1 protein-coding gene and 1 pseudogene are annotated in these 2,470 nt (G+C 69.7%); both read right to left on the reverse strand.

Translation table 11 applies throughout. The features are described from left to right. Positions 1-402: DivIVA domain-containing protein (locus KBX53_RS29525; protein WP_210862916.1), on the reverse strand; the 402-nt coding region annotated here is incomplete at its 3' end. A gap of 277 nt (positions 403-679) precedes the next feature. Continuing rightward, a pseudogene (gene ccrA, locus KBX53_RS29530) lies at positions 680-2,016 on the reverse strand (crotonyl-CoA carboxylase/reductase). Positions 2,017-2,470 lie beyond the last annotated feature (454 nt).

Here is a 2,470-nt window from a genome sequence, read left to right on the forward strand (position 1 = left end):
GGCCTCGAGGCGGGCGGCGGAGAGGATGCCCTCCGACTCGCGCTTGGCCTCGTTGCGGTGGTCGTTGGCCTGCTCCTCGGCGAGCCGCAGGATCTGCTCGACGCGGGTGCCGAGCCCGGAGAGGGTGGGCCGGCTGTTCTCTTCGAGCTGCTTGTTCGTGTCGGTGAGCTTCTGCTCCAGCGCACTCATGCGCTGCTCGGCCTGGCGGAGCCGACGCTGGGCGTCGTTCATCCGCTGCTCGGCCTCGGCACGGGCCTGCTCGGACTGGGTCAGCGCGGCGGTCATCCGGCCGAGGAAGTCGTCGACCTGATGAGTGTTGTATCCGCGCAGGCCAACGGTGAAATCTGGCTGCGAGTTCGCGTTATCGAAGAACGCGAGAGGGGAGGACTGCTGCTGGGGCATTGGGACATACTGGCAGACGCCCCAGGGTGCTTCGCAAGAGCGGTGGGAAGCTTTCGTGCCCTCTTTACATGGTCAACTCCTGGTGTCGACGAGGTCGGACCAATCGGCGATCTTGGCAGGTCCCGGCCTGTCGGACGCCACGCAGCGTGACGCGGAAAAGGGCCCCGGGGTTACCCCGAGGCCCTTTGTTCGATCCGGGTGGGTTATCCGCTAATGAGGGCGGAAGAACAATGAGCGATCATCGCAATGGTCATCCCGCGTTCCCCCGTCCGGCCGGTCAGTGACCGCGGAACCGGTTGATCGCGTCCTCGTGTCGCGTACGCCCAGCCCGTCGGCGGGCGCGAGGCAGCGCACGCCGACCTTGCCCTGGTGGGCGTTGCGGTGCACCTCGTACGCGGCCTGGCCGGTCTGCTCCAACGGGTAGGTGCGGGACACCGTCGGGTGCACCTTGCCGAGCGCCACCAGGCGGTTGGCCTGCCACGCCTCGTGGTAGTTGGCGAAGTGGCTGCCGACGATCCGCTTGAGGTGCATCCACAGGTAGCGGTTGTCGTACTGGTGCTGGAAGCCGCTCGTGGAGGCGCAGGTGACGATGGTCCCACCGCGTCGGGCCACGTAGACGCTGGCGCCGAACGTCTCCCGTCCCGGGTGCTCGAACACGATGTCCGGGTCCTCGCCGCCGGTCAGCTCGCGGATCCGCTCGCCGAAGCGCCGCCACTCGTCCGGGTCCTGGGTCTCCTCGTCCTTCCAGAAGCGGAAGCCCTCAGCGGCCCGGTCGATGACGAGATCCGCGCCCATCCGGCGGCACAGCTCGGCCTTCTCCGGTGAGGACACCACGCAGACCGGGATCGCGCCGCCGTTGAGCGCCATCTGCGTGGCGTACCCGCCGAGGCCGCCGGAGGCGCCCCAGATCAGCACCACGTCGCCCTGTTTCATGTTGGCGCCGTGGTGCGAGACGAGCTGCCGGTACGCGGTGGAGTTGACCAGCCCGGGGCTGGCCGCCTCCTCCCAGCTCAGGTGCCGTGGCTTGGGCATCAGCTGGTTGGCCTTGACGATGGCCAGCTCGGCGAGCCCGCCGAAGTTGGTCTCGAAGCCCCAGATCCGCTGCTGCGGGTCGAGCATGGTGTCGTCGTGGCCGGCCGCGTCCTCCAGCTCGACGGAGAGGCAGTGCGCGACCACCTCGTCGCCGGGCGCCCAGCGGGTCACCCCGGGGCCGGTGCGCAGCACCACGCCGGCCGCGTCCGAGCCGACCACGTGGTACGGCAGGTCGTGCCGGCGGGTCAGCTCGGAGACCCGGCCGTAGCGCTCCAGGAACCTGAAGGTGGACACCGGCTCGAAGATGCTTGTCCACACCGTGTTGTAGTTGATCGCGCTGGCCATCACCGCGATCAGCGCCTCACCCGGCGCCAGCTGCGGTGTCGGCACCTCCTGCACGTGCAGTGCCTTGCGCGGGTCCTTGTCCCGGGTGGCCATGCCGTCGAACATCCGGGCTTCCTCGGCGCGGACGACCACGCCCCGGTAGCTCTCCGGTACGGGCAGTCCGGCGACGCCGGCGAGTTCGCGGTCCGGATCGTTCGATTCCTCCGCCGCCATGATCGCTTCGAGGATGTCCTGCACGGTGACCTCCGGTTCGTCCGCACCCGCACGGGCCCGGGTGCTGCCATCGTCGGCGCCGGTGGGCACGACCGCCATGTCGGCATTCGACACATCCGGCACCGGTCGCGCTCCTGTGGGGCCGGACGTTACTGAACGGTAGCTAGGCCGGGAAGTCCTCTGTGAAAAACTGCATCCACCGATGCGTGAAGGTGTCCGGCCACCCCGCCAACCGCGCACTGACGTGCGCGCGCAGCCCCCGCGATCCCCAGCCCGCCCCCGACCCGCGCCCGCCCTCGACCCGCGCCCGCCCTCGACCCGCGCCCGCCCTCGACCCGCGCCCGCCCTCGACCCGCCCCCCCGGCCCGCCGACTCGTCAAGATCGTGCTCGATCCTTGATGTAGTGGTGTCACGGCGGTGGGAGACCACTAGATCCCTGTTGCAGCGCGATCACGGCGTGCGGCGTGCGGCGTGCGGT

The organism is Micromonospora sp. M51 (assembly GCF_018070305.1).
In the GTDB taxonomy this organism is placed as follows: domain Bacteria; phylum Actinomycetota; class Actinomycetes; order Mycobacteriales; family Micromonosporaceae; genus Micromonospora; species Micromonospora parva.